At 50.0% G+C, this 18,769-nt stretch carries 11 protein-coding genes; 5 read left to right on the forward strand and 6 right to left on the reverse strand.

Translation table 11 applies throughout. From position 1 onward, the window contains the following. Nucleotides 1-79: 79 nt before the first annotated feature. From T500_RS0109180 to T500_RS15670, 5 genes are read left to right on the forward strand one after another with little or no spacing between them, the layout of a single operon-like run. Nucleotides 80-3,217 (forward strand): SusC/RagA family TonB-linked outer membrane protein, encoded by a 3,138-nt coding sequence (locus T500_RS0109180; protein WP_028907868.1) that lies wholly within the window; start codon nucleotides 80-82, stop codon nucleotides 3,215-3,217. Nucleotides 3,218-3,247: 30 nt separating this feature from the next. Next, nucleotides 3,248-4,921 (forward strand): RagB/SusD family nutrient uptake outer membrane protein, encoded by a 1,674-nt coding sequence (locus T500_RS0109185; RefSeq protein WP_028907869.1) that lies wholly within the window; start codon nucleotides 3,248-3,250, stop codon nucleotides 4,919-4,921. Nucleotides 4,922-4,953: 32 nt separating this feature from the next. After that, the gene (locus T500_RS0109190) at nucleotides 4,954-5,553 is read left to right on the forward strand and encodes a hypothetical protein (RefSeq protein WP_155267495.1); all 600 of its coding nucleotides are present in this window, start codon (nucleotides 4,954-4,956) and stop codon (nucleotides 5,551-5,553) included. Between the two features lie 9 nt (nucleotides 5,554-5,562). Continuing rightward, complete coding sequence (locus T500_RS16685; protein ID WP_080694848.1) at nucleotides 5,563-10,185, forward strand: alginate lyase family protein; 4,623 nt, start codon at nucleotides 5,563-5,565, stop codon at nucleotides 10,183-10,185. 1 nt (nucleotide 10,186) lies between these two features. Then, nucleotides 10,187-12,379, forward strand: a complete 2,193-nt coding sequence (locus T500_RS15670; protein ID WP_051611987.1) for a glycoside hydrolase family 2 protein — start codon at nucleotides 10,187-10,189, stop codon at nucleotides 12,377-12,379. Between the two features lie 119 nt (nucleotides 12,380-12,498). Here the strand turns inward: T500_RS15670 and rseP are convergent, their stop codons facing one another. Genes rseP through tsaB form a run of 6 tightly spaced genes read right to left on the reverse strand, consistent with a single transcriptional unit; the run spans nucleotide 12,499 to nucleotide 18,187 of the window. Beyond that, nucleotides 12,499-13,884, reverse strand: a complete 1,386-nt coding sequence (rseP, locus tag T500_RS0109210) for an RIP metalloprotease RseP (protein ID WP_028907871.1) — start codon at nucleotides 13,882-13,884, stop codon at nucleotides 12,499-12,501. A gap of 6 nt (nucleotides 13,885-13,890) precedes the next feature. Beyond that, on the reverse strand, nucleotides 13,891-15,048 hold the full coding sequence (locus T500_RS0109215) for a 1-deoxy-D-xylulose-5-phosphate reductoisomerase (protein WP_013065072.1): 1,158 nt from the start codon (nucleotides 15,046-15,048) through the stop codon (nucleotides 13,891-13,893). Then, the gene (rimM, locus tag T500_RS0109220) at nucleotides 15,045-15,554 is read right to left on the reverse strand and encodes a ribosome maturation factor RimM (RefSeq protein WP_028907872.1); all 510 of its coding nucleotides are present in this window, start codon (nucleotides 15,552-15,554) and stop codon (nucleotides 15,045-15,047) included. Before rimM ends, T500_RS0109215 begins: the two co-directional genes overlap by 4 nt. 40 nt (nucleotides 15,555-15,594) lie before the next feature. Beyond that, entirely contained in the window at nucleotides 15,595-16,899 is a 1,305-nt protein-coding gene (gene murA / locus T500_RS0109225) for a UDP-N-acetylglucosamine 1-carboxyvinyltransferase (RefSeq protein ID WP_028907873.1), read from the reverse strand. 5 nt (nucleotides 16,900-16,904) lie between these two features. Continuing rightward, nucleotides 16,905-17,495 (reverse strand): DUF4290 domain-containing protein, encoded by a 591-nt coding sequence (locus tag T500_RS0109230; RefSeq protein WP_028907874.1) that lies wholly within the window; start codon nucleotides 17,493-17,495, stop codon nucleotides 16,905-16,907. Nucleotides 17,496-17,497: 2 nt separating this feature from the next. Continuing rightward, nucleotides 17,498-18,187 carry a tRNA (adenosine(37)-N6)-threonylcarbamoyltransferase complex dimerization subunit type 1 TsaB gene (gene tsaB / locus T500_RS0109235; RefSeq protein ID WP_028907875.1) on the reverse strand — a complete coding sequence of 230 codons (690 nt, stop codon included), beginning with the start codon at nucleotides 18,185-18,187 and terminating at the stop codon, nucleotides 17,498-17,500. Nucleotides 18,188-18,769: the final 582 nt, after the last annotated feature.

Here is an 18,769-nt window from a genome sequence, read left to right on the forward strand (position 1 = left end):
AAAGTTTGTGGCGAGTGCAGATAAGACGTAATTTTGCGCCATCAATTTTTTTATTATCAAACTAAATACCTGTTTTTATATGAGAAAAAAAACATTGTCAACAAGAAGCGTACAGCTGCTACTGGTGAGCTGTATGTTGTTACTCATGGGAGTAGGTGCTTGGGCACAAAGCCCCCAGACTATCAAAGGCACCGTGCTGGATAAGAACACGCACGAGCCGATGATAGGTGTAAGTGTGCTGGTGCAAGGAACATCGAATGGTACCGTTACCGATTTCGATGGCCATTTTACACTGTCGGGTGTAAAAGCCAGTGCCACCATCCAGTTTTCGTTTATCGGTTACAAGAGTCAGTCGTTACCGGTAGCCAAGGCTCATGGTGAGATTCTGATGAGCGAAGACGACAAGACGCTGAGTGAGATTGTGGTTGTGGGCTATGGCACACAGAAGAAGGTGAATCTCTCGGGTGCGGTGTCGGCTGTTGATGGCGAGAAACTGGCTGCTAAACCATCAAGTAATGTGCTGGATGCCATGCAGGGCGAACTGCCTGGTGTGGCTGTGCTGCGTAGCAGTGGTGAGCCAGGTAACGAGACCAGTGGCATGCGTATTCGTGGTTTCTCATCGGTCAACTCTACCTCAACACTCGTGCTGATAGATGGTGTAGAGGGCGACTTGTCGCTGCTCAATGCTGATGATATCGAGAGTATCTCGGTGCTGAAAGATGCCTCGGCCTGTGCCATCTATGGTGCCCGTGCTGCTGCAGGCGTGGTGCTGGTTACCACTAAGAATGGTGGTGAGGGCAAACCCAAAATCAGCTATAGCGGTTATTATGCCACCAACCTGCCTGGTAACATGCCTGAGCGCCTGACTGCCTGGGAAGAGCAGGAGTGGATCAACATCGGTCGCCAGAATCAGGGTGGTAAACCTGAGTGGAACCCAGAGCAGTCGAGCTGGGTGGGCAACCGCAATTTTAACTATCGTCCTAACAACACCAATGGTCGCTGGGATCAGTTCTCGGCCACTAACTGGGTGGACGAGGGTACGCGTAATCACTCCGACCAGACCAATCACAGCATCTCGGTGTCGGGTGGTTCAAAGAATATCAACTACCTGATTTCGGGCAACTACTTCTATAAGAATGGTATGCTGAAGTATGGTAAAAACGATAATACCCGTGTGAACCTGCATGCCAAGGTGAATGCCGAACTGAATAAGTACATTGCCGTGGGTGTGAACATGCAGTACCAGTCGAAGAAAAACAACGCGCCTTCGGCGGGTGCAGGTGCTATTCTGAATAACCTGTATGGCTCGCGTGCCCGACAGCTGGTGTACAACCCAACCGACGACGTGAACTACGATGCGAACCCCTATAACGGCGACCTGCAGTTTAACCCCATCCAGGTGATGAAGGAGGGCGGACAGTCGGAAACACTTTATGAAACCTTTATTGGTAAGGGCGACCTGACGATTAAAAACCTGGTGAAGGGGCTGCGCATCAACCTGAATGCCAGTCGCCGTGCTGGCTATTATACCGGTCGTACCGAGCGCCATTATCTGGTATGGTATGGCATGACTGGCAATAATGTTCGTCAGACTTATAATAATCCCAACTCGCTGTATCGTATCAAAAACAACGATTTCCACGATCTGTTTGAGGCTACCGTGAACTACGAGCTCGACGTGAAGCGTCATAACTTCAAACTGTTGGCTGGTACTTCGTATGAGAACTACCGCAAGGACGAGTTCTCGGCTACCGCCAAGAACATGAACTCTAACGATTTCTATTCGTTCAACTATTACGACACAGCCGAGGCTACCAACACCACGCTGGGGGATAACATCGCCCCATGGTCGATGATGTCATACTTCGGTCGTCTGAACTACAACTATGCCGATCGCTATCTGTTCGAGGCCAACATCCGTTACGATGGTTCATCGCGCCTGGCTCCAGAGAAGCGTTGGAAGGCTTTCCCTTCAGTATCGGCTGCCTGGCGTATCAGTCAGGAAGAGTGGTTCAAACTCGACTGGGTGAGCAACCTGAAACTGCGTGCCTCGTGGGGACAACTTGGTAACGGTGCCATCCTGGGGCTCTACGATTATATCCCTACCATCGCTCAAAGCACGGTGTATATGGGTGAGAAGTCGTATTATCAGAGTCAGCTGGCCTCGAAAGATAAGACTTGGGAGACCATCGAGACCACTAACGTGGGTATCGACTTAGGTTTGCTGAATGGCCGATTGAACGCTTCTTTCGATTATTATTGGAAGTACAACAACGACATGTTGTCGAAACTGCAGTTGCCACACACCATCGGTATCGGCATTCCTAATGTGAATGTTGGTAAGCTGAAGACATGGGGATGGGAGTTCGAAGTGAAGTGGAACGACCGTATTGGCGACTTCAGCTATCAGGTGGCATTCAATATCTCTGACGCTCAGAACAAGTTGATGGAATACGACGGTGCCGATGTGATTTATGCGGGAACAGTAGGATTGCTCGAAGGCTATGCCATGAACACCATCTGGGGATACAGAACCGATGGCTACTGGAGCAGTCTTGATGAGTACAAACAGTACAAGCAGGACCATCCTGGCTACAAGTCGTTCAGCGATGGTAAGGTGAATGGTGGTGATGTGCGCTATCTTGCGCTGCCTGATAAGGATGGTAACATAGGTCATCAGGTAGGTGCTGGCGATGGAACCAAGGAAAACCACGGCGACTTGGTATATCTGGGCGATGCCAACGGACGTTATCTCTACGGCCTGAACCTCTCGGCTCAGTGGAAGGGTTTCGACCTCTCGATGATGTTCCAGGGCGTGGGCAAACGCAAACTACTGATAGATACCGAAGCCATCGCCCCCTTTGGGCGCACCTACCAGATGCCTTGGACCATCCATCGCGACTATTGGACTGAGGATAATCAGCAGGCAGCATGGCCACGTCTTTACAACTATAATGGCGATATGTTCAATTTCCAGCCATCAGATAAGTGGGTGCAGAATGCTGCTTATCTGCGACTGAAGAACATCACACTGGGCTATACCATCCCCGTATCTAAGCGTTATATCCAGAAACTGCGCGTCTATATCAGCGGTAACGATGTATGGGAGAAGTCAAGCATCCTGAAGGTGTTCGATCCAGAGTCGGGCAACAATGTGGGACGTAACTACTACCCCTTCTTCCGTACCTGGGCTTTTGGCGTAAACGTGACTTTGTAAGAATTGAAGAATTGAAAAATTGAAGTTATTATGAAACAAAATATATTCAAATCAATAAGTGCTGTGGCTATGGCTTGTGGAGCCATGATGCTGATCAGCTGCGAGTTGGACCGCCTGCCAGAAACAACACTTGCCGATAATACCTTCTGGCAGAGTGAGACCGACCTGCGTGGTGCTTGTAATAAACTATATGTGGATTTGCCTGGTTTCGACCACGACCGTCGTGCCGACGATATTATCGGCACAGCAGCCAATGGCACATCGAGCGGCAACTGGAGTCTGCCTTCGACATCAGGCGACTGGACCAACCCTTATAATAAGATAGGTATCTGTAATAACATCATCACCAAGGGCAGTCAGGCGCCTTTGAGCGATGCCCAGAAGAACCGCTGGATAGCCGAGGCTTACTTCTTCCGTGCTTTCCACTTCTTCGATCTGGTAAAGAAATATGGCGATGTGCCCCTGATACTGAAGGCTTTCGACTCTACTGGCGATCTTGATATCAAGATGTCACGCACACCCCGCGAAGAGGTTATCCAACAGTGCTATAGCGACTTGAAGTTTGCCGAGGAGTGGTTGCCCGAGATTGATGCCGTGAGCAGTGATGCCGATTGGGGGCGCGTATCGAAGTCGGCTGCACGTGGCTTGATGATGCGTATTGGCCTCTACGAGGGTACATTTGCTAAGTATCATGGTTTGACCAGCGACCCGAAAGCACATCTCAAGGTGGCAGTAGATGCTGCTGAGCGTATCATCAATAGCGGGAAGCATGCGCTTTATCCCGATTATCAGAAACTGTTCTACTTTGATGGCGAAGGCCGTCAAAACAAGGAGAACGTGTTTGTAAAGGTGTATGGTCCTAATGGTGCCGGTGCTACCATCATGCATGGTAACTCGCGACAGTTGGAGAATGGCGTGAGCATTACCCGTCAGGCAATCGACCAGTATCTTTATACCGATGGTCTTCCTCGCGAGAAGAGCGCCCTGGCGATGATACCTGAGACCCGCTACGACGATGTGTTCGAAAACCGCGATCCACGTCTGGCTATGACTATCTATCATAAGGACGAGGAGGCCTACAAAGGCGGCTATACCCCGTTCAGCAATCAGCATGGCAATGGCTATGGCATCAAGAAGGGCTTTATGCTCGATGAGTGGACCACCAACAGCAAGGAAACGGTTGATAAGATGATGATCCGTTATGCCGAGGTGCTGCTGTCGTATGCCGAGGCGCTGTATGAGTTGAATGGCAGCATCACCGACCAGCAGTTGAACCAGACGGTGAATGCCGTACGTGCCCGTAGTGGTTTTAAGGCTAAACTCACCAATGACTTTGCCAAGCAGAATGGTTTGAACATCCTGGATGAGATTCGTCGTGAGCGCCTGGTAGAGTTTATCGACGAAGGTCTGCGCTACAACGATATCATCCGCTGGAAGATAGCCGAAAAGGTGCTGCCAGTAACCATGCTCGGACTGAAGTATCATGAAGACGACACCAGTGCCCAGCGCGAGGACTTGCAGAGCAGGCTGACCACCGAGGGCGGAATGTATAAGGGCCAGAAAGTGTGCGATCAGGCCGATATCTATGTGATAGAGGAGGCTGGAACACGCTCGTTTGATACCGGCAGAGACTATTATTACCCGATACCAACCTATGAGATTGCTACATCCGAAGGCAATGTGGTACAGAATCCCGGCTGGTAAACAATAAAAACAAACTCAAAAGAAGCTTATTTATGAAAAAGATATATCATATAATTGCTTGTGCCTTGTGCACAATGATAATGGGCATGTCGCTCTCAAGCTGTAGCGATGATGCCTGGGGAAACGATAATCCCGAAACAGAGAATGTGTTCTACTTCGGCTTTGAAGACTGGGGCCGACTGAACAATGGTGTGGGCTATACCGTAGCTCAGGGACAGACGGTAGAGATACCTGTTCAGTTCTGGTGTGCGGGCTCGCGTGCTTTCGATGCTGAGGCTTTTTATTATGTAGATAGCCCACTGACGCTGGGCACCGACTTCCTGATTGTTGATGCTGATGGCCATCAACTGCAGCAGGACGCCAAAGGTGCTTTCGCCATGACATGGCAGCTTACGGGCACGGATACAACCAACAACCATCGTGTGCAGCACATCTACCTGAAGGCGCTTAACGGTGCCAAGGGCGATGTAACGATCACTACTTTCGACCCGAAGGATGTGGATGCTGATGGTAAGGTGAGAATCTCGAATGGCTCGACCGATGGCGTGATCTATACGCCTAACAACATCAATAGTCAGTACGAGGTACATTGCTTTACACAAAACTACAAGGTAAAAGTAACTATTCAGTAATTACTTGGTATGATAAAGAATAGGTTAGTTGTATTCATACAGTTGGTTTTGTTAGTTGCCGAGGCAGGTGCGCAGTCTATTTGGGACAGCGCGCACCTGGCCCAGGTGAAATCCTGCCTGGAGCAGCCGGCCTATGCTACGGCCTATCACCAGCTGATAAGCAGTGCCGACAGGCTGATGACTGCCGAACCTGTGTCGGTGATGATGAAGGAGAAAGCAGCTGTGAGTGGCAATAAACACGATTATCTGAGTTTGTCGCGCTACTATTGGCCTGATCCCAACGAACCGGATGGATTGCCTTATGTGGTGCGTGATGGCGAGTCGAATCCCGAACTCGAACATTATGATCGTCCCAAACTGGCTGAGATGGCTGGACGTGTCACCACCCTGGCGCTGGCATGGTACTTCAGTAACGACGAGCACTATGCCCAGAAAGCTACCGAGCAGTTGCGGGTATGGTTCATCAATAAGCACACCCGTATGAATCCTCATCTGAACTATGCCCAAACCATCCCAGGTAAGTTTGGCGGTATGGGGCGCTGCTATGGGGTGATTGATGGCTACTCTTTTGTAGAGATGCTGGATGCGGTGCAATTGTTAGAGCATTCAAAAGCGTTTACGGTCAACGATTCTAAAAGCATGAAGCGCTGGTTTGCCCAGTTCTTGAATTGGATACTGACCAGTAAACAAGGTATCGAGGAAGGGCAGCAGTTGAATAATCATTCTACGGCGCGCGATGTTCAGGTGATAGCCTATGCCAGATATGTAGGTCATCAGAAGGTATTGAAACAGTATCTGAGTGAATTCTTTACCAAGCGAATGGTGCCACAGATAGCTCCTGATGGCAAACAGCCCCGTGAACTGCGTCGCACGTTGGCTTTCGGCTATTCGCAGTATAACCTGAGTCATATCATCGATGTGTTTCAGATAGCGCGCGCTGCATCGTTCAGCATGCAGCCCGAAGCGTTACCGCTGTTAGAGAAAGCCGCCGATTTCCTGGCCCAGTATTTGGGAAAACAGGTGCAGGCGTGGCCTTATCAGCAGATTAGCGAGTGGGACTATAAACAAAACCTGTTTGCCAAAGACCTGTATCGCTTGTATCTGTTGGATACGAAACGCTCTGATTATCTGCGTTTGGCGCAGCAGCATGTGGTGAAGCATTTTGCCGATAGGTTCTTCCTGCTGTATTACCAACCAGGTAGCATGGATCATGCCTTTGCGGCTGCCGACACACAGTTGCGCTACCTGCTGGAGAATACCGAGGCTGCTCGACAGCATGCGACCGACAAAAGTAGGATGATGCCACGCTGTGTGGAGAAAGACGGCTCTTTGCGTCTGGTTGGCATGCGCGACTGGTGCTCGGGCTTTTTCCCTGGCTCGCTATGGCAGATGTATGAGTACTCGAAAGATGATTTCTGGCGTGAAAAGGCAGCAGAGAACACGTGGCTGATTGAGAACGTGAAGTATCATGGCGGTACGCACGATCTGGGATTTATGATGTACAACTCGTTTGGTCAGGCTTATCGCTTGACTGGCGATCAGGCCTATCGTGATGTGGTGATCCAGTCGGCTAAGACACTTGCCACGCGTTTCAACGAGCGGGTGGGGTGTATCCGCAGTTGGAGTTGGGGCACGCCCGACCGTTGGCAGTTTGCTGTGATTATCGACAATATGATTAATCTGGAACTGCTGTTCGAGGCGTCGCGACTCACCAACGACCGGCGCTATTACGACATGGCAGTGAGTCATGCCAATACCACACTGCAAAATCATTTCCGTGAGGACGGCTCGTCGTATCACGTGGTTGACTACAATCCCGAGAATGGTAAGGTCATCAAGCGTATCACCCATCAGGGACTGTTCGATGAGTCGGTGTGGAGTCGTGGTCAGGCATGGGGTTTGTATGGGTTCACCATGTGCTATCGATATACCCATGATGAGGCGTATCTGCGCCAAGCTCAGAAAATTGCCCGTTTCTTCTTTGGTCAGCAGCAGATGCCGACCGACCTGATACCTTATTGGGATATGCGCGATCCTGCCATTCCCAATGCTCCTCGCGACGCATCAGCGGCAGCTGTCTTTGCGTCGGGACTCTATGAACTGGCCACTTTTTCTGATGCCCAACAAGCTCAGGAATATCGGCGTATCGCTGATAAAATCATCTCGTCTTTGTTGTCAGGATATCGGTCTGAACCTCATACCATGAAAGGCTTCCTGCTTCTACATTCTACAGGCAACTATCCTGCCAAAGATGAGATTGATGTTCCTATTAACTATGCCGATTATTATTTTCTGGAGGCGCTGCACCGCTCGGGCTGGCAGACGGCTGACTGGCCGACGAGGAGCCTGAACGATGGTTGGACATTCGAGGGAACACCCGTTAATCTGCCACATACGTGGAATGTCGATGCCTATACGGTGAAGGACTACCAAAAGGGTACTTTTACTTACGAGAGGCAACTGATGTGGAAGCGAAACGACCATGAAACGTGGCTGAAGATAGATGCGGCCTTTAAACATGCCGAGGTGCTGGTTAACGGACATACCGTTGGCCAGCACGTGGGCGGTTATACGGCCTTTGCCTTTAACCTCACGCCTTATCTGCACGAAGGTGCTAATACGCTACAGGTAAAAGTGGGTAATCAGGATGAGACCATTGTCCCCATCTCGGCTGACTTTACCTTTATGGGCGGCATCTACCGTGATGTGTGGCTGGTAGAGAAGGCACCACAGCATTTTGAACTGTTGGATGGCGTGAACGTGACTGCCGACACTTGTCAGGTGACTGTTGACTGTAGGGTGGTTGGGGCTGCCGACTGTGAGGTGACGACCAGATTGCTGGATGCCGAAGGATATCTGCTATCGGAAAGTAGAAAACAGGCGGCAGATAGTATCCGCCTGGAATTACCCCTGCCCAAGCAGCCTCGACTGTGGTCGCCCGAAACACCTTACTTATATAAGGTGGTCACCACACTTCAACGTGGTGACGGTAAGGTGGTTTTCGACCGCGTGGAGCGTTATGTAGGTATCCGTTGGTATGCTTTCGATGCCGAGCGGGGCTTTCTGCTGAATGGTCAGCCCTATAAACTACATGGTGTTTGTATTCACCAGGACCAGAAACCTTTCGGTATCGCACTCGATGACGATCAGCATCGCCGCGATTTCCGTTTGATGAAGGAGATGGGCGTCAACTTTGTGCGCCTGGCACATTATCCTCAGGATGAGGCCCTGTTGGAGATGTGCGACCGCGAGGGTATGCTGGTATGGGAGGAGATTCCTGTGGTGGATATCGTACCCGAAGGCGATGCCTTTGCCAAGAATTGCGAATGTCAGTTGCGTGAGATGATTCGACAGCATAAGCACCATACCTCTGTGATTCTCTGGGGCTATATGAATGAAATCCTGTTGCAGACGCAACGCCGTTATCAGGGGGCACAACTGGATGCTACCATTCAGCGCACACTGCAATTGGCACGTCGCCTGGAGGATATCGTTCGTAAAGAAGACCCGACACGTGTGAGCGTGATGGCATTTCATGGTAGCAACGATTATAATAAGGTGGGCTTGAGTGATATCCCCCAGGTGGTGGGTTGGAACCTTTATCAGGGTTGGTATGGTTCGGATATGCATGATTTTGAGCGCTTCCTGGATCGCCAGCATCGTCAGCAGCCGTCGCATCCTATCATCGTGAGCGAGTATGGAGCAGGTAGCGACCGCCGACTGCATCAGCCTGTCAATGCCGTGGCGTTCGACTTCTCGATGGAATACCAGCAGCGTTACGCCGAGCATTACCTGCCTGTGATAGAACAAACACCCTATGTTTGTGGCGCTGCTTATTGGAACTTCATCGATTTTGCTTCGGCCAATCGTGATGAGTCGATGCCCCGCATTAACAATAAAGGTCTGGTAACCAACGACCGTAAGCCTAAGGACATTTATTATTTCTTCCAAGCCTCATGGTTGCCGAAACCGGTGGCTCACATTGCCACACGCGACTGGTCTGAACGTACTTTGTTTGAGTGCGTGATGCCTGTGAAAGTATATTCAAACCAGTCGGAAGTAGAGCTGATACATAATGGCCGCTCGTTAGGCAGAAAGAAGGTTGAGAACCATCAGGCTGTGTTTGATGTGGTCTTTGCCTGTGGCAGGAATACATTGCATGCCGTTGCTGACGGTGTGGAGGATATGACCATCGTAAATTATGCACAGCCTTCTGGCGAGATAGCTGTGAATGTGGGGAGTAACTGCTATTTCCAGTCGGATGCCTCTGCACTTACTTGGTTGCCCGACCAGCCATACCGCGAGGGTAGCTGGGGGTATATCGGTGGTCAGGCTGTTCAAACGCAGACGGAGATACAGCTAACGGCTGATGGCCCGCTCTACCAGACCATGCGCGAGAATATGGAGGCTTATTGCTTTGACGTGCCGACTGGACGGTATGAGGTTGAACTGTTGCTGGTAGAACCTCGCAAGTCCCAATCGTCGAGTGCTTATCTGCTAGGCCGACAGGATGCACGAGGTGGTGGTGTGGCTACACGACGCAGACTTTTTGTGAATCATACCGGTAGCCGTCTGGTGATTCCTATGGCATCGGTTACTGCTTTGTCGGGTATTAAAATAAGGAGATTATAATATGTTGAAACATTCTTTTCAATTCATACTTGCGGCCTGTGTGCTGGCGACTTCTGCCAGCGCGCAGGTTAAACTTTGTGTTGATGCCGGTTGGCAGTTTGCACGCCAGGATGCTGCTCATGCGTGGCAGTCGGTAAACCTGCCTCATTGCTATAATGCCCTCGATGGGGTGAACCCTGATATAAAGTATTATCAGGGTGTCGGTTGGTATCATACCACGTTACAGGTTGCGAATCCGTATCCTGGAGGGCATACGCTACTGGAGTTTGAAGGCGCAGGACAGAAGACCGAGGTGTATGTGGATACGATGCTGGTTGGCACACATGTGGGTGGCTACGACCGTTGGACGGTTGATATCACACGTTATGGCAATGGCCGACTGCCTGTGGTGGTGCGCTGCGATAACAGTCGCGATGTGCAGATGATACCTTCGGACCTCTCAGATTTCTGTCTTTATGGTGGCCTCTATCGTCACGTCAATCTGTTGTATATGCCCAAGCAGTATATCGAAGATGTACGTATCGATGTGTGTGGAAACCAGGTGGTCATTGATCAGCAGTACCCACTCCAGGTAGAAATCATGGCGCCTGATGGCAAACGCGTGTTTAAGGGTACCAACCGTCGACCGATTACCATTAGGAAGCCTGTGCTTTGGGATGTGGATCATCCCCAGCTCTATACGGCTCGCATCCGTTATGGTGAGCAGCAGATAGAGAAACATTTTGGATTGCGTACATTCGAGTTTAAAACGCATGGACCGTTCTATCTCAATGGTCGCCGTTTGTTGCTCAATGGTACCCACCGCCATGAAGACCATGCCGGGGGAGGGGCTGCCATGACCGACGAGCAGATTCGTCGTGAGATGCAACAAATCAAGGATATGGGGGCTAACTTTATCCGTTTGGGGCATTATCAGCAGAATGATCTGGTGCTACAGTTGTGCGACTCGCTGGGCTTACTGGTATGGGAAGAGATTCCTTGGTGCCGAGGCGGAGTGGGGGGCGAGCGCTATCAGGCACAGGCGCATCGCATGCTGACCAATATGATTCAGCAACATCGCCATCACCCTTCGGTGATTCTCTGGGGCTTAGGTAATGAGAACGACTGGCCGGGCGATTTCGGGACGAAGGTGGACACCCTGGGCATCCGACTGTTGATGACCTCGCTGAATACCCTGGCGCATCAGTTGGATGCTAATCGCCTCACTACCATTCGGCGCTGTGATTTCTGTGCCGACATCGTGGATGTATATTCGCCTTCCATCTGGGCTGGTTGGTATGCACGTAGGTTTACCGATTATCGCGAGATGGAACAGACGGCTATCAACCGTTTCCCGCGTTTCTTACATGCCGAATGGGGCGGTGACAGTCATGCTGGGCGCCATGCAGAAAGCGGATTTGACATAGAAGCTGGCGACAGAAATGGCGATTGGTCGGAGAGTTATATTGTGCGATTATTTGACTGGCATCTGAAAGAACAGGCACAGATGCCCAACCTGACGGGGTCGGCTTTCTGGACTTTTAAGGACTTTTGTACCCCCTTGCGCCCCAATAACCCGATACCCTATGTAAATCAGAAGGGCGTTTGCCAGCGCGATGGCACACCTAAGGAGAGCTATTATGTGTTTCAGAGTTATTGGTCGAAAAAACCGATGCTGCATATCTATGGACAAACCTGGCCTATCCGCTGGGGCAATGAGGGCGAACAGAAAGAGGTGCTGGTATATTCGAACGAACCCGAGGTGGAACTCTTTGTCAACGGCGTGTCGTATGGTAAGAAACAGCGCTCTTTGACCGATTATCCCGCACAGGGTTTTCATTGGATGGTGCCGTTTGTGGCTGGGAAGAATCACATCCGTGCGGTGTCGGGGCGCCTGACTGATGAGATAACGTGCGACTACCAAACGGCCAAATGGGGCGCACCTGCACAGTTGAAACTGAGCTATCAGGATGGTTTGGTGACAGCGCAGATATGCGACCAAGATGGGGTGCCTTGTTTGGATTCAAAGGATTGGGTGGAGTTTTCGATGGTTGGCGATGGTTTGATGCACCAGAACGAAGGTACCAACACTGGTTCTTATCGCATCCAAGCGGCCAATGGTAAAGCTGCCATTCGTGTGGATATCAAGGGTAAAACAATAGTCTTTGCAAGGCTATCTAATACATCTTTGATAGCAAAACAAGTTGTTTTGTAGTGAAAGATGATAAGAAAAAGAGAGTGATGGTTTGAAATTGCCTATCACTCTCTTAACTTATTGATGTATAGGGTGTTATAGCAAAAAGTGATACTTTTGTGTATTTTGCTATAAAAAAACTACATGTAACCTAACCAACGAAGAATGTCGTTGAGGTTGGCAAATACCATCAGAAGGATGAGCAATCCGAATCCGAAGTATTCGGCACGGATCATAAAGGTCTCAGATGGTTTGCGACGGGTAATCATCTCATAAATCAGGAACAGTACATGTCCACCATCCAAAGCTGGGATGGGCAGGATGTTCATGAAGGCGAGGATGATTGAAAGGAAGGCGGTCATCTTCCAGAACAGATACCAATCCCACATGGGAGGGAACAGACTGCCGATAGCTCCGAAACCACCAATCGACTTAGCACCGTCGGCTGTGAACACATACTTCATGTCGCCCACGTAACCCTTCAGCACGTTGATTCCGTATGCTATTCCGGCGGGGAAACTCTCAAAGAAACCGTACTCTTTGGTGATGGGCTGGTAGATGCCAGCAATGGTCTGAACCATGAAACCGAGTTTCAAATCAGGTGTCAAGGTGATGGTGGCTGTATCCTGTACCTCATTACGAGCATAAACGATGGTAGCTGTGCGCACCTTCAGGCTGTCTGCCTGCGTCTTGGCGGCTGTCATCATATCCTCGAGTACACCCAGTTGATCGGTAAACTCGTTGTAGCTGTCGACGGGCTTGCCGTTGATGCCTACAATCTTATCACCTTTCTGTAGTCCCATCTCGGCGGCAGGTGTACCTTCCATTACACTGTCGATCACGGCAGGAATCAGTGGACGAACGAATGAGGGCTCTGCCTTCAGCATACCCAACAGGTTGATGTCGCCAGGCAGCTTGATGCTCATGGCCTTACCGTCGCGGATAATGTCGGCACGGGTAGCCTCGCTCAGGGCACGGTACATATCGGCACTGAAGTCCTTGAACTCGCCGTTCTCGGTACCTACCAGAATATCGCCATCCTTAAAGCCGTACTGCTTGGCCTCGGTGTTGAACTTCATACCCAGAGTCATGTTCTTGGTGGGGATATAGGTATCGCCCCAGTAGAACAGAATCATAGAATAGATAAACAGGGCCAGCAGGAAGTTAACCAGTACACCGCCAATCATTACCAGCAGACGCTGCCAGGCTGGTTTAGAGCGGAACTCCCATGGCTGCACGGGCTGTTTCATCTGTTCGGTATCAAAACTCTCGTCGATCATACCGGCAATCTTGCAGTATCCGCCCAGTGGCAACCAACCTACACCATACTGTGTGTCGCTGTTCTTGGGCTTGAACTTAAACAGACTGCCGTCCCATTTCCAGAGACTGGGATCGAAGAAGAGATAGAACTTCTCTACGCGGATGCCAAAGAGCTTGGCAAAGAAGAAGTGGCCACCCTCGTGGAGCAGCACCAGCAGGCCAATGGCCAGCATGAATTGCAAAAGTCTAATTAAAAAGATATCCATTGTTGATTATTTATTCATGAGTTCTGTAGCGATACGACGGGCCTCGGCATCGGTAGCGATGTAGGTGTCGTAGCTGGGGTTCTTATCGAAGGTGGCGCGCTGCATGGTCTCGGCAATAATGTCGCCCATCTGCAGGAATCCGCACTTGTCCTCCAGGAATCCACGGTTCACAATCTCGTTAGCAGCATTCACGATACATGGCATGTTACCGCCCTTGTCGATAGCTTCGAATGCCAAAGCTAAACAACGGAACTTCTCCAAGTCGGGCTCGAAGAACTCCAGATGCTGGGCCTTGAACAGGTCGAGGCGCTCGCCACTCAGATGCAAACGCTGTGGGAACGAGAAGGCATACTGGATAGGCAGACGCATATCGGGCACACCCAACTGGGCCTTTACGCTACCGTCCTGGAACTGAACGGCACTGTGCACAATACTCTGGGGGTGAACCAGTACCTGAATCTGCTTGGCATCAACACCAAACAGCCACTTGGCCTCGATGACCTCGAAGCCCTTGTTCATCATCGAAGCAGAATCGATGGTGATCTTGGCGCCCATATCCCATGTTGGATGGCGCAGGGCATCGGCCTTGGTTACGTGAGCAATCTCCTCCATCGACTTCAGACGGAAAGGACCGCCCGATGCTGTGAGCAGAATCTTTTCGATGGGGTTCTGATCCTCGCCAACCAGACTCTGGAAGATTGCTGAGTGCTCGCTGTCTACAGGCAGGATAGGGGTGTGGTACTGCTGGGCCAGCTGCAGAATCAGCTCACCGGCAACCACCAGTGTCTCCTTATTAGCCAAGCAGATGGTCTTACCAGCCTTGATGGCATGGATGGTGGGATTCAATCCCGAGAAACCAACCATCGCTGTGAGTACCATGTTGATGGGGCCGGCTTCTACAATCTCGTTCAGTGCCTGGGCACCGGCATATACTTTTACGTCGGGCATGTCGCTCATCAGACTCTTCAGTTCATCGTAACGTGCCTCATTGGCAATCACGATGGCTGCGGGCTTAAACTTATGAGCTTGCTCGGCCAGCAACTCTACCTTATTATTAGCAGTCAAACAATAGACCTCGTACAGGTCGCTATGTTCCTCGATAACCTCGAGTGCTTGTGTTCCTATCGACCCCGTAGAGCCGAGAATGGCTATTTGTTTCTTCATAACTCTAAAATGCCTTCCGGCAGTTGTACTATTATTTGTTGTTTCTTTGTATCTACATTGGTAATCAACTCTTCCGAAGCAGGAATCAGTTTGCCGTCTTCCAGTTCGAAGAGGATATTAATGGTGGAATCATCCACCGAGGCAATTTTTCCAGCAACCTTGCCGGTATTGGCATCGATGAGTTCGAAGCCCACGATGGCTGCCCACGAAAGCTGCTCTTCGTCGTCCTCCGCCATCTCACGGGGGAAGTAAACCTCACAACCGGTCAGCTCTCTGGCACGCTCCTGGGTGTCAATGCCCTCAAATTTCATCAGGGCATTGTCGTCGGTCTTAAAACGGTACTCCTCTATAAAGAAAGGTACCAGGATACCATCCATATCAAGTATCAGGTAGTCGGCATCGGTACGGTCGAACACATCGTCGTCGAAGAGAAAACTAATCTCTCCTTTCACGCCGTGCGCCTTACCTAACTTACCTATCTTATATACGTCTTCTCTTTTTATCATCTTGCTAGATTTTCTAGAGGTTCTAGATATACAAGTTTTGCTAGCCTCTGATTATTTTAGCGCCCAGAGCATTCAGGCGGGCTTCGATATTCTCGTAGCCGCGGTCAATTTGCTCGATGTTGTCGATGCGACTGGTACCTTTGGCACTCATGGCTGCAATCAGCAGAGCGATACCGGCACGGATATCCGGACTCGACATACGACCGCCACGCAGGGTAATCTTTCTGTCGTGACCCACCACTACGGCTCGGTGTGGGTCGCAAAGTATAATCTGTGCACCCATGTCAATCAACTTATCCACGAAGAACAGTCTGCTTTCAAACATCTTCTGGTGGAACAGCACGCTACCGCGGGCCTGGGTGGCAACCACAATCAGTACCGACAACAGGTCGGGAGTCAAGCCGGGCCATGGGGCATCGGCCAGTGTCATGATAGTTCCATCCATAAACGATTGTATCTCGTAATGATCCTGACGGGGTATCCATAAGTCGTCGCCTTCAACCTCGATTTGTACACCTAACCTGCGGAAGGCATCGGGAATAATTCCTAAGTTCTTAACACTTACATCTTTGATGCGGACGCCATTACCGCACATGGCTGCCATACCGATAAACGAGCCAACCTCAATCATATCGGGCAGAATCATGTGGTCGGTGCCATGCAAACTGTCAACACCCTCGATGGTGAGCAGGTTCGAGGCGATACCGCTGATGCGGGCACCCATACTGTTCAGCATCTTACAGAGCTGTTGCAGGTAGGGTTCGCAAGCTGCATTGTATATCGTGGTTGTGCCTTTGGCAAATACGGCAGCCATAATGATGTTGGCTGTACCTGTTACCGATGCCTCGTCGAGCAACATGTAGGTGCCCTTCAGCTGTTTGGCCGAGATCTCATACACATCGCGTCCTTCCACACGGTTAAAGGTGGCCCCGAGTTTCTCGAATCCTAAGAAGTGGGTGTCCAAACGACGGCGACCAATCTTATCGCCACCAGGTTTGGTGATGACGGCTTTACCCATGCGGGCCAGAAGTGGACCAATCATCATCACGCTGCCACGCAGTGCAGCACACTTCTTCACAAACTCGTCGCTCTGTAAGTAATCCAGGTTCAGCTCGTCGGCTTTGAAGGTATAAGTGTTCTCTTCCTTTTTGGTTACCTTCACACCAATATCACGCAGCAGCTGAATGAGGTTGTTCACATCGCGAATGTTCGGGATGTTGCGGATAATCACCTCTTCCTCTGTCAACAATGTGGCACAGATTACCTGTAGGGCCTCGTTCTTAGCCCCCTGTGGTGTGATGGTTCCTTGCAGCAGATGGCCGCCTTCAATGATAAATGATGCCATATAGGTTACTTCTTTTTCTTCTTTTTCTCGTCTGTCTGAGCTACTTTCTCAAATCTGAAAGCGTTCAGGTCAATCTGGATGGCGCCGTCGGTAAAGCGAGCCAGGTCGCTGGCCACGCGCTCATCGTCCATCGAACCGTGTCCGAACTGAGCCAGGTCGCGCTTCATCTGGTTGGCGGTATATCTTACCAATGCATCGCGCTCCTCGCCATCGGGCATCGTCTTCAGCTTCTTAAAGAGCTCCTCAACCAATCTGCCGTAGTGGCGCAGTCGCACGCTCTCCTTAGGCAGCTTCATAGGCTGGGGCTTCGATAGAATCTTGTCGGCCTCGCTGATGTCGTAAGGCCAGTCAATCTCCAGCTCTCTGTGACTCATCAGGTACAGATGGTTCCAGAGTGTGTGCTCGTAGTCATCGTTCTCCTTCAGCTGTGGGTTCTTGGTCTCCATCAGCTTCACGATGGTCTGGGCACACTGCAGACGCTCCTCTTTGCTGGGCAGCTCGCAAGCCAACTCAATCATCTTCTGGATCTCACGTCCGTATTCCGACATCACCAGCTTTTCGCGCTGTGTGTTGTAATCTAATCCTTTTATATCCATAATTATAACAGTTTCTTGGGTAGTTTGGCTACAAAGTCCTTCAGATAGTAAGGCACAAAGTAGGCCACATCTTCTGTCTGGTCGTTCAGCAATCGCTTCTCAGCCAGAGGCTGCATCCACTTGGCTAGAGGCTCTATCCCCTCTATCAGGTGCGCATTTGGGTGATTGATGGTCTCCATGCATTTCTTTGCACCATTGCCAAAGAAGTACACGGGGTGCTTGTCAAGGTATTCCTTGTATGTTTCTTCTGTCACGATGTCTGCACCAATTTCGCGTACTGGCTTCAGTGCTCTGTCGTATATACCTGCATACACCTCCATACGTCGGGCATCGAGCATGGGGCAGAGTAGGGCATCCTCTTCTGGAATCTCTCTTAATAATACAGGTACACACAGCAGCTCCAGAGTTGGAACAGCTATCAGCTTCAGGTTGCGACCGTAGCAGATACCCTTAGCCATCGATACGCCAATACGCAGTCCGGTGTATGAGCCAGGACCGCAACTTACAGCCACCGCATCAAAAGGGATGGCGTGATTATCGGTAAACGAGAGTGCCTCGTCAACCATGGTACCTAAACTTTCTGCGTGGTTAGGTCCGCTATGATCTTCTTGCTGGAAGATAACATGCGAATCCTCCGAAACAGCAACGGAACAAACATCCGTACTGGTTTCAATATGTAATATCGTCGACATACTTTTTAATTAACCTATACTAATAAAGTGCAAAGGTACGCATTTTTTTGCCAATAGCCGTGTTTTTATCAGAAATTAACGTAGCAAGGGAGATGCAAGGGAGATGGAAGGGAGATGGAAGGGAGATGGAAGGGGGAAGCAAGGGAGATGGAAGGTCGTAGCGTAATGCTAGCCATGCTAGATATTCTAGTTGCTCTATTATTTCTGGTTTCTATATGATATATAATAATGTGAAGCCTTTTTTACGATTGATATTCGTCAAGAGCGACCCAAAAAATGCATGAAAAATGAAAATTTCTCTCGAAAAGTTTTGGTAGTTTCAAAAAAAGCAGTACCTTTGCACCCGCAAATCAGGAACACCACCTGACAAGCACTAAAAGAAAGAGTTCTTTGAAAGATTTACATAGACAGAAGTAGTACAAGAAGCAAGTACTTTTCGAAGTACTTGGGTAAATGAACAAACCGTTTCAATTTCTTGAATTTGGATAGTTGTTCTGAGACAGATAACTTCTAGTTAATCTAGTTTTTCTAGATTATCTAGTAAAAGATACAAATTTTTACAATGAAGAGTTTGATCCTGGC

The sequence above is a fragment of the Xylanibacter ruminicola Ga6B6 genome (assembly GCF_000687715.1).
Classification (GTDB): domain Bacteria; phylum Bacteroidota; class Bacteroidia; order Bacteroidales; family Bacteroidaceae; genus Prevotella; species Prevotella ruminicola_B.

Coding starts and splice junctions, on each gene's coding strand:
- T500_RS0109180 (WP_028907868.1), top strand. CDS start 80: ATGAGAAAAAAAACATTGTCAACAAGAAGCGTACAGCTGCTACTGGTG.
- T500_RS0109185 (WP_028907869.1), top strand. CDS start 3,248: ATGAAACAAAATATATTCAAATCAATAAGTGCTGTGGCTATGGCTTGT.
- T500_RS0109190 (WP_155267495.1), top strand. CDS start 4,954: ATGAAAAAGATATATCATATAATTGCTTGTGCCTTGTGCACAATGATA.
- T500_RS16685 (WP_080694848.1), top strand. CDS start 5,563: ATGATAAAGAATAGGTTAGTTGTATTCATACAGTTGGTTTTGTTAGTT.
- T500_RS15670 (WP_051611987.1), top strand. CDS start 10,187: ATGTTGAAACATTCTTTTCAATTCATACTTGCGGCCTGTGTGCTGGCG.
- rseP (WP_028907871.1), bottom strand. CDS start 13,884: ATGGATATCTTTTTAATTAGACTTTTGCAATTCATGCTGGCCATTGGC.
- T500_RS0109215 (WP_013065072.1), bottom strand. CDS start 15,048: ATGAAGAAACAAATAGCCATTCTCGGCTCTACGGGGTCGATAGGAACA.
- rimM (WP_028907872.1), bottom strand. CDS start 15,554: ATGATAAAAAGAGAAGACGTATATAAGATAGGTAAGTTAGGTAAGGCG.
- murA (WP_028907873.1), bottom strand. CDS start 16,899: ATGGCATCATTTATCATTGAAGGCGGCCATCTGCTGCAAGGAACCATC.
- T500_RS0109230 (WP_028907874.1), bottom strand. CDS start 17,495: ATGGATATAAAAGGATTAGATTACAACACACAGCGCGAAAAGCTGGTG.
- tsaB (WP_028907875.1), bottom strand. CDS start 18,187: ATGTCGACGATATTACATATTGAAACCAGTACGGATGTTTGTTCCGTT.